Source organism: Microcystis sp. M049S2, from assembly GCF_020245625.1.
Taxonomy (GTDB): Bacteria; Cyanobacteriota; Cyanobacteriia; order Cyanobacteriales; family Microcystaceae; genus Microcystis; species Microcystis ichthyoblabe_A.
On the sequence record NZ_JADBUN010000039.1, the window covers coordinates 1 to 8,406 of the forward strand.

Consider the following 8,406-nt stretch of genomic DNA (forward strand, 5'->3'; position numbering starts at 1 on the left):
ATAAATATTGGCAGAAAATTAAAGATTAATTATTGTGACTAACTCTTTTGGTTAGAAAAAGATAAACTTGAGAATCTTAAGTCAAATTTATTGACTCAAAATCAGCTGTACTTAATTTAAATGAAACAGCCCTACCCTTAATAAGGGGGGCATCTGATAATTTTTAACGCATACCTACTTATCAGTTATCAGATATGAGTTATCAGATATGAGTTTTTAGTTTCCAGATTTGAGTTATCAGTTCACTGATTACTGTTCACTGATTACTGATTACTGATTACTGATTACTGATTACTGTTTAGCTGACACTTTGAAACAATTGAGTCCAATCGAGATTGGGAGCATCTGAGGGAGCAACAATTTCGAGAATTTTATTGTTAGCGGCGGGATAAAATAGGGATTCTACGCAAACCGAGGCCACTTTTGTGCGGGGAATATTGCCCTCAGATAGGGTATCGGCGGATGACATTTTAATGGCATTAAGATTATCCTCGTTTTTAAGGCCGCCGGGGCGCACAATCGTGTAGGTTAGTCCACTATTGATTAAATAGTCCTCCGCTTGTTTTTTCCAGAATAAAATTAACCAAAAGAGATTGAGGGGATGGAAAAAGTTCGACACACAGAGGGAAGTAACGAGAACAAAATGTTCGATTCCTTTCTTTTTGGCGGCATCGATGAGATTTTTAGTTCCCAAGTAGTCCACTAACAAAGGTTCCGTGGGATTAAAACTCGGTCTGGCTCCCGTGGCGCATAGCAAAACGCTACAATCAGCGATGAGTGCCTCTAACTTATCGGCCTGTTGGACATCTCCGACGACGATTTCCACCCCTGCTGGCAAAATTTCCGCCGCTTTCTCTGGGTTTCTCACCAAAGCACGCACGGGAATCTGACGTTCGACTAATTGGGCAACGATTCTCCGTCCCGTTTCCCCTGTGGCTCCTGCTACAAATGCTTTCATCGCTTCTTAACCAAATAGTTTTTAACAATACGTTACACTAATCTCAATTCTACAAATTTCCCCGATCCTTTGGTGGTTAATCCCCAAATTTTTCTAACACTATCATTTGCCAGGTTTATAAGTCATGCAGTGTCCCCCCATTAACTCCCTAGCTCGCGAATCTGTAGAAGTCAAAGAAGACAATCAATTTCTCGGTTTTCAAACCCATTTTGCCGGATCTATGGATATGTATGGCAATCAGGACACGGTTGCCGATTATCTGGGCGCTCACGAAGGTTGGTTTTGTCGTTGTGCCGAACCGATGAAAACTCTGCCCTTCGGTGACAATGGTTATATTATCACCATCGGTAAATATGGAGCTTTTGGCTATGAACTGGAGCCGAAAATCGCTGTGGTTCTGGATCTGCCCGTCAATGGAGTCTATCATACTCGCAGTGTCCCCATTCCCGATCAACCGTTTTTGGGCTATCTAGTGGATTATCAGGCAATTATGAAACTAGAGGAAATGCCGCTATCTTCTCCTAATCAGGAAATTGAGGCAATGTTTCGGCAACAGGGACGGGAAATTCCGGCGGTTATCACCCAAGTCACCTGGGAACTGCGTATGGATGTTATGGTTAAGTTTCCCAAGTTTATTTATAAGATTCCCCGTCCCATTCTCCAAAAAACCGGTGATAAACTGTTGACGCAAATTGTTCGCCAAGTTTCCCCCCGCTTAACCTACAAAGTTCAAGAGGATTTTCACTCTAGCTTCAATTTACCCCTACCCCCTACCTCCAGTCGTCTTTTCTATCGTCTCGACTCCTGTGAGGGTGGGTTGCTTGCTTAGGGTTTGGGGGGTCTGTCAACAGTAATCAGTAGAGCTTGCTGATGGGAAACCAAGGAAAAATAAAGATTTGCTAACGGTGCTGGTCAGTCTAAGCTAGAATTATTAAGAAATGTTTACTCGTAAAAATAAACCTAAGACTACTTCAATATTTTATGTCTCTGCCTATCCGTAACGTTGCTATCATTGCTCACGTTGACCACGGGAAAACCACCCTCGTCGATGCACTCCTCAAACAGTCGGGAATCTTTCGAGAAGGGGAAGATGTACCCACCTGCGTCATGGATTCCAATGACCTCGAAAGAGAACGCGGTATCACCATTCTGGCCAAAAACACCGCCGTTCGTTACCAAGACACCCTGATTAACATCGTCGATACTCCCGGTCACGCCGACTTTGGTGGCGAAGTGGAACGGGTTTTAGGTATGGTGGACGGTTGTATCCTGATTGTCGATGCTAACGAAGGGCCGATGCCCCAAACCCGTTTTGTGCTGAAAAAGGCCCTAGAAAAGGGATTAAGACCAATTGTCGTGGTTAATAAAATCGATCGCCCTAACGTGGATCCTAACCTAGCCGTGGACAAAGTTTTCGATCTGTTTGTGGAACTGGGCGCCGATGACGACCAATGTGATTTTACTACTCTGTTCGCTTCCGGGATGCAAGGATTCGCCAAAGAAAGCCTCGAAGACGAAGACAAAGATATGCAGCCCCTGTTTGAGGCGATTTTACACCACGTTCCACCACCGGCCGGGGACGTTAACAAACCCCTACAGCTGCAAGTAACCACCCTCGATTACTCGGAATACTTAGGACGCATCGTTATCGGCCGCATCCATAACGGCGTAATTAAAGCCGGTCAACAGGCTGCTTTAGTAAAGGATACGGGCGCGGTTGTCAAGGGTAAAATAACAAAACTTCTTGGTTTTGAAGGTCTTAAACGGGTGGAACTAAACGAGGCCAGCGCCGGTAATATCGTTGCTGTGGCCGGTTTTGCCGACGCTAACATCGGGGAAACCGTAACTTTAGCCGATGACCCGCAAGCTTTACCCCTAATTAAAGTCGATGAACCGACCCTACAAATGACCTTCTCGGTGAACGATTCTCCCTTCGCCGGTCAGGAAGGCACTTTTGTCACCTCGCGGCAAATTCGCGATCGTCTGATGCGAGAATTAGAAACTAACGTCGCCCTGCGGGTGGAAGAAAGTGATTCCGCCGAGAAATTCCTAGTTTCGGGACGGGGAGAACTGCATTTAGGTATTCTCATCGAAACTATGCGTCGGGAAGGCTACGAATTCCAAGTATCGCAGCCGCAGGTTATCTATCGGGAAATTAACGGTCAACCCTGCGAACCCTACGAATACCTCGTTTTAGATGTACCCGAAGAAGCGGTGGGTTCCAGTATCGAACGTCTAGGCCAACGGAAAGGGGAAATGCAGGATATGCAGACGGGCAGCAATGGCCGCACTCAATTGGAATTCGTGATTCCGGCCCGGGGTTTAATCGGTTTCCGGGGCGAATTTATCCGTCTGAGTCGCGGTGAGGGGATTATGAACCATAGTTTTCTCGAATATCGTCCTTTCTCCGGGGAATTAGCCACCCGTTACAATGGCGTGATTACTGCCTTTGAGGAAGGAGTCGCCACTTTCTACGCCCTCAAAAACGCCGAAGACCGGGGGGTATTCTTTATTACTCCGGGGACAAAAGTGTATAAAAACATGATTATCGGCGAAAGCAACCGGCCCCAGGACGTGGAGATCAATATCTGCAAAACTAAACAGTTAACTAACCATCGTTCCGCCACCGGGGATGAATTGGTTCAGTTACAGTCCCCCGTGGATATGAGTCTCGAACGCGCCCTGGAATACATTGGACCAGATGAGTTGGTAGAAATTACCCCGAAATCGATCCGTCTGCGTAAATTACCGGTGAAAAAGTTAGCCAAACGTTAATCGGTTTTGACAAAATCCGGCGGCAATTTGGCCATGGCCATTGCCGCTAAAAGAGGCCGCAATGGCTCGAAGATGATCGGTAATTGGTTATGATTGAGATCTAACAAAGAAATCCACTCAGATTTTCAACAAAACTGAGATGATAGAAAAAAGTGCCTTGAGTTTGAGGGTAAAGAATCTGCTGTGAGCTATTCTGCTACTTTGATGCGACATCCGATGTTTCCCGCCGCGTCGGACAGCAATCGTCTTCGTCTCTTTTCGGGATCCGCTAATGTATCTCTTGCCCAAGAGGTGGCCCGTTATCTGGGCATGGATGTGGGTCCGATGATTCGTAAACGTTTCGCCGATGGTGAATTGTACATCCAGATTCAGGAATCGATCCGGGGCTGTGATGTCTATTTAATTCAACCCTGTTGCAATCCCGTCAACGATCATTTGATGGAATTGTTAATCATGATCGATGCCTGTCGTCGTGCTTCTGCCCGACAAATTACCGCCGTAATTCCCTATTATGGTTATGCTCGCGCCGATCGCAAAACCGCCGGACGGGAATCGATCGCCGCTAAACTGGTGGCTAATCTGATCACGGAAGCGGGGGCAAGTCGCGTGTTGGCCATGGATTTGCATTCGTCCCAAATTCAAGGTTATTTCGATATTCCCTTCGATCACGTTTACGGTTCCCCGGTGGTGGTGGACTATCTTCTCAGTAAACAATTACCCGATATCGTGGTGGTTTCTCCCGATGTGGGTGGGGTGGCCAGGGCGCGGGCTTTTGCCAAAAAACTCAGTGATGCTCCCCTAGCAATTATTGATAAACGCAGGCAAACCCATAATGTGGCGGAAGTGATGAACTTGATCGGCGATGTTAAGGATAAAACGGCGGTTTTAGTCGATGATATGATCGATACGGCTGGTACGATCGCTCAAGGGGCGCAGTTACTGAAAGCCAAGGGGGCGCGACAGGTTTATGCTTGTGCCACCCATCCGGTTTTTTCTGGTCCTGCGATCGAGCGTTTATCCAGTGGCATAGTCGAGGAAGTGATCGTTACTAACACGATTCCCGTGCCGCAAGAACATTTTTTCCCGCAACTGAAAGTCTTGCCGGTTGCCCCGATTCTGGGTGAGGCAATATGGCGCATCCATGAGGACAATTCCGTGAGTAATATGTTCAAATAGATGGCCGAATCCCCCTAGTTTTAGGGGGAATTTTTATATTTATTTTGTTGACATTAATTCTGATTTATGGCAGCGTCGGGGTTGTCAAGTCCTCCCAGACGATCAAAGGGCCAAAAACGCACCACAGCGCGACCGATTAAGTTTTCCCGGGGAACGAAGCCCCAAGCGTGGGAATCATAACTATTATTGCGATTATCGCCCAAAACCAGATATTGATCGGGGGGAACTGTCACCGGTCCGTAAGTATAATTAGGTTCTTCGGCGATATACTTTTCCGCTAAAACTTTACCGTTGACGTAAACTAAACCGTTTTTGACTTGCACCTTATCCCCCGGCAGTCCAATCACCCGTTTAATAAAAGCATCCTGAAAATTTTGAGCTTTTAGAGCGGCTGTCGGACTAAAAACCACTATATCACCCCGTTCTGGCTTCTGAAAATGATAGCTAACTTTCTCGATAATTAGGCGATCATTAATCTGGAGAGTGGGTTCCATGGAAGAAGAGGGAATATAACGGGCCTCGGCCACAAAAGTGCGGATGCCAAAGGCCAAAATTCCAGCCGTGACAATGGTTTTAACTGCTTCTAGCCAAGGATTTTCTTGGGGGACGGGAGGGGGAGAAGGTTTTTCGGATTTATGGTTCAAGCTTTCAGCCATAGGATTTTAACTTTTGAGAAGGATTAAGCCAATACGCTCTTTAATTTTCTAGTTTAGTGATATTAACACCGTAGATAATATTTTAAGACAATCTCCCTACATCTACCGGATCACTGTTACTTTTTCAAGGCATCATTATGCCACCTAAAGGGGGATTTCCTCGGGGGGAGAAAAAGTAAGATTAGTCTATCAAAAAGGCGAGTTTTTCGCCGCCATTCCAGGAAAAGCGTTAGAATTCAATAATTAGACACCTATCTCCCCTAAAAGTCGCTTCTACACTACTACTTAGACCTATGTTTGCACAAATTCCCGAACGCTCGATGCACTATCTGCGATGGGTTGTGACCATCGCTTGGTTAATTCTGATATTTTCTCTGTTTTTTGACCCTATTTCGGCAAATTTAACCGATCCTAACAATCTCTCTAGTCCCCTGAGAGTTGATCCCGATGTGTGCATTAAAGTCCAGGGAGTTTGCCTACCCCAATCCTCCTATCAGTTAGGTGCGCCGATTTTTTGGGGAATAGTGGTTCCTAGTGGCATTTTTATCTTATTAGTATTCGGTCACGAACTCTGGCGGCGTATCTGTCCTTTATCCTTTCTTTCTCAAATACCACGCGCTTTGGGTAAACAGCGTCAGAAAAAACAGACCGATAAATCGGGAAAAGTCCGCTCTGAAATCTATAAAGTGCCGAAAAACTCTTGGTTAGCTCGGAATTATCTCTATCTACAATTCAGTCTGTTATTTTTGGGTTTATGCGGACGGATTCTCTTTTATAATTCCGATCGCTTAGTCCTGGGTAGCTTTTTAATCTTTACTATTCTAGCGGCGATCTTTGTGGGTTATTGGTATGGGGGCAAATCTTGGTGTAATTATTTCTGTCCCATGAGTCCGGTTCAGAGGATTTACGGTGAACCGAGGGGTTTACTAAATAGTACCGCTCACGAAGACAGTCGCGGTGGCATTACTCAATCTATGTGTCGTATTGTCCATGAAGATGGTAGCGAACAAAGTGCCTGTGTTGCCTGTCAAAGTCCCTGTATCGATATCGATGCGGAAAGGTCCTATTGGGATGGGATTAATAACAGCGATCGCCAATGGCTTTATTACGGTTATTTTGGTTTAGTTTTTGGCTATTTTATCTATTATTACCTTTATGCTGGCAATTGGGACTATTATTTCTCTGGAGCTTGGGCGCACGACGAAAATCAACTAGAATCCCTCTTTAAACCGGGTTTTTATCTTGCTGGTCAGGCAATTGCGATTCCGAGGTTGGTAGCTGTTCCCTTAACTTTGGCAATCTGCACTTTTTTGGGTTACTTTCTCGGTAAAAAAGTTGAAAATGCCTATAAAGTCTATATAATTCGCAAAAAGTCGCCTTTAACTACAGAAATTATCCGTCATCGAGTCTTTACTGTCGGAACTTTTCTGATTTTCAATTTCTTCTTTATTTTCGGTGGTCGTCCTTTTATTAATCTTTTGCCAAAATTTTGGCATTATTTCGCTAGTATTTTACTGGCTGTTTTGAGTAGTTTATGGTTATATCGCACTTGGACAAGGAATCCGGGTCTTTACCAACGGGAAGGACTAGCGGGAAGATTGCGTAAACAGTTGGGTAAACTGGGTCTCGATACGGCTAAATATCTCGATGGGCGATCGCTGGAAGCTTTGCACACGGATGAGGTGTATGTGTTAGCCAAGATACTGCCAGATTTCACCCACCAGAAGCGTTTAAAAGCCTATAAAGCCGTGTTAAAAGAGGCTTTGGAGGAGGGATATACTGACTTCGGCCACAGCCTTGAAATCCTGCAACAAATGCGCCTAGAGTTGACGATTACCGAGGCAGAACATCAGGCGATTTTAACGGAGTTGGGTGTGGAATCGGCCGAACTTCTCGATCCGGAAAAGCAGTATAGTCGCGAGGATTGGTTACGTTTGCAGAGTTATCGCGATGCTTTGTTGGAAAGTCTGTTGGTGACTTGGAAAAAAGACCCCGATCGCAAGGTGGGGTCGGAATTGCTGGAAGTGTTAACCGGTAAGAGTTCCAGGGAGGCGATCGAGCATTTATTGACGGAATTGCCGGCCGCGGAAACGGGAACTGTCGAGTCTTTGCGTCGGGAGTACGGAGTTACTGGTCAGGAGGAGGAAACGATTCTCCATCGTCCTCTGGCCCGTCAATTATGGCAAAATATCGCCCGCGCTTTTCAGGTCTTCGATCGTCTATCTTTTAGTAGTGACAGCGATCGTGATCAACAGGAAAGAATTTTATTGGAAAGATTCCAGCTATTCGATAGTGATAGCTCTGGACAAATTAGCCTTGAGGAGTTAAAAGCTTGTCTTCAGGCGATCGAACCCGGGGTGACAGACAAGGAAATCGAAGCTATGTTACAGCAGGCCGATACAAGTCGCGATAATCAGATTAGTTTTCAGGAATTTCGCGATCTACTGCACCAATTCCATAAATAAACTGTCGGCAACTATTGCGTCGGTCATGAATTCCAAGACATTAGGATTCTGATAGCAAATTAAATTGTATTCAGTGCAAATAGAGAATCAAGTTAGCTGTCACTTTCAGGGTGGGAGCTTTTTCTTTTTTTAGCCAATACAGTGCTTCTGTTCCCCCTCAAACGTTACGGTTAATTAGTTGGGCTGAAAGATTAAGTAGCTGGTTATAATTAAATTAAAAATGGATTTTAGGTTCGATCCCCCCTGCCCCCCTTGATAAGCTATCCATTAGTCACATCTTTCTTAACATAAAATTTGACAAAAAGAGAAAAGTGTGCGAGATGGCTCAAGGGGGTTCTATGGGGGAACTAATTTGATGAGATAGTTTCCAAGTCTC

The 8,406-nt window shown here is 45.2% G+C and carries 6 protein-coding genes; 4 read left to right on the forward strand and 2 right to left on the reverse strand.

All coding sequences use genetic code 11. The features are described 5' to 3' along the window. Window positions 1–298 precede the first annotated feature (298 nt). The gene (locus IM496_RS03610; RefSeq protein WP_002803673.1) at window positions 299–958 is read right to left on the reverse strand and encodes an SDR family oxidoreductase; all 660 of its coding nucleotides are present in this window, start codon (window positions 956–958) and stop codon (window positions 299–301) included. 124 nt (window positions 959–1,082) lie between these two features. Between IM496_RS03610 and IM496_RS03615 the strand changes: the two genes are divergently transcribed. From IM496_RS03615 to IM496_RS03625, 3 genes are all read left to right on the forward strand, one after another. Then, a complete protein-coding gene (locus IM496_RS03615) occupies window positions 1,083–1,787 on the forward strand; it encodes a DUF1997 domain-containing protein (RefSeq protein WP_104396648.1) in 705 nt (234 codons plus the stop codon). Between the two features lie 152 nt (window positions 1,788–1,939). Next, window positions 1,940–3,733, forward strand: a complete 1,794-nt coding sequence (typA, locus tag IM496_RS03620) for a translational GTPase TypA (protein ID WP_002796752.1) — start codon at window positions 1,940–1,942, stop codon at window positions 3,731–3,733. 204 nt (window positions 3,734–3,937) lie between these two features. Further along, window positions 3,938–4,909 carry a ribose-phosphate pyrophosphokinase gene (locus tag IM496_RS03625; protein WP_172456653.1) on the forward strand — a complete coding sequence of 324 codons (972 nt, stop codon included), beginning with the start codon at window positions 3,938–3,940 and terminating at the stop codon, window positions 4,907–4,909. Window positions 4,910–4,962: 53 nt separating this feature from the next. Here the strand turns inward: IM496_RS03625 and lepB are convergent, their stop codons facing one another. Then, on the reverse strand, window positions 4,963–5,565 hold the full coding sequence (lepB, locus tag IM496_RS03630) for a signal peptidase I (RefSeq protein WP_002775492.1): 603 nt from the start codon (window positions 5,563–5,565) through the stop codon (window positions 4,963–4,965). Window positions 5,566–5,858: 293 nt separating this feature from the next. Between lepB and IM496_RS03635 the strand changes: the two genes are divergently transcribed. Further along, the gene (locus IM496_RS03635; protein ID WP_287661258.1) at window positions 5,859–8,030 is read left to right on the forward strand and encodes an EF-hand domain-containing protein; all 2,172 of its coding nucleotides are present in this window, start codon (window positions 5,859–5,861) and stop codon (window positions 8,028–8,030) included. Window positions 8,031–8,406 lie beyond the last annotated feature (376 nt).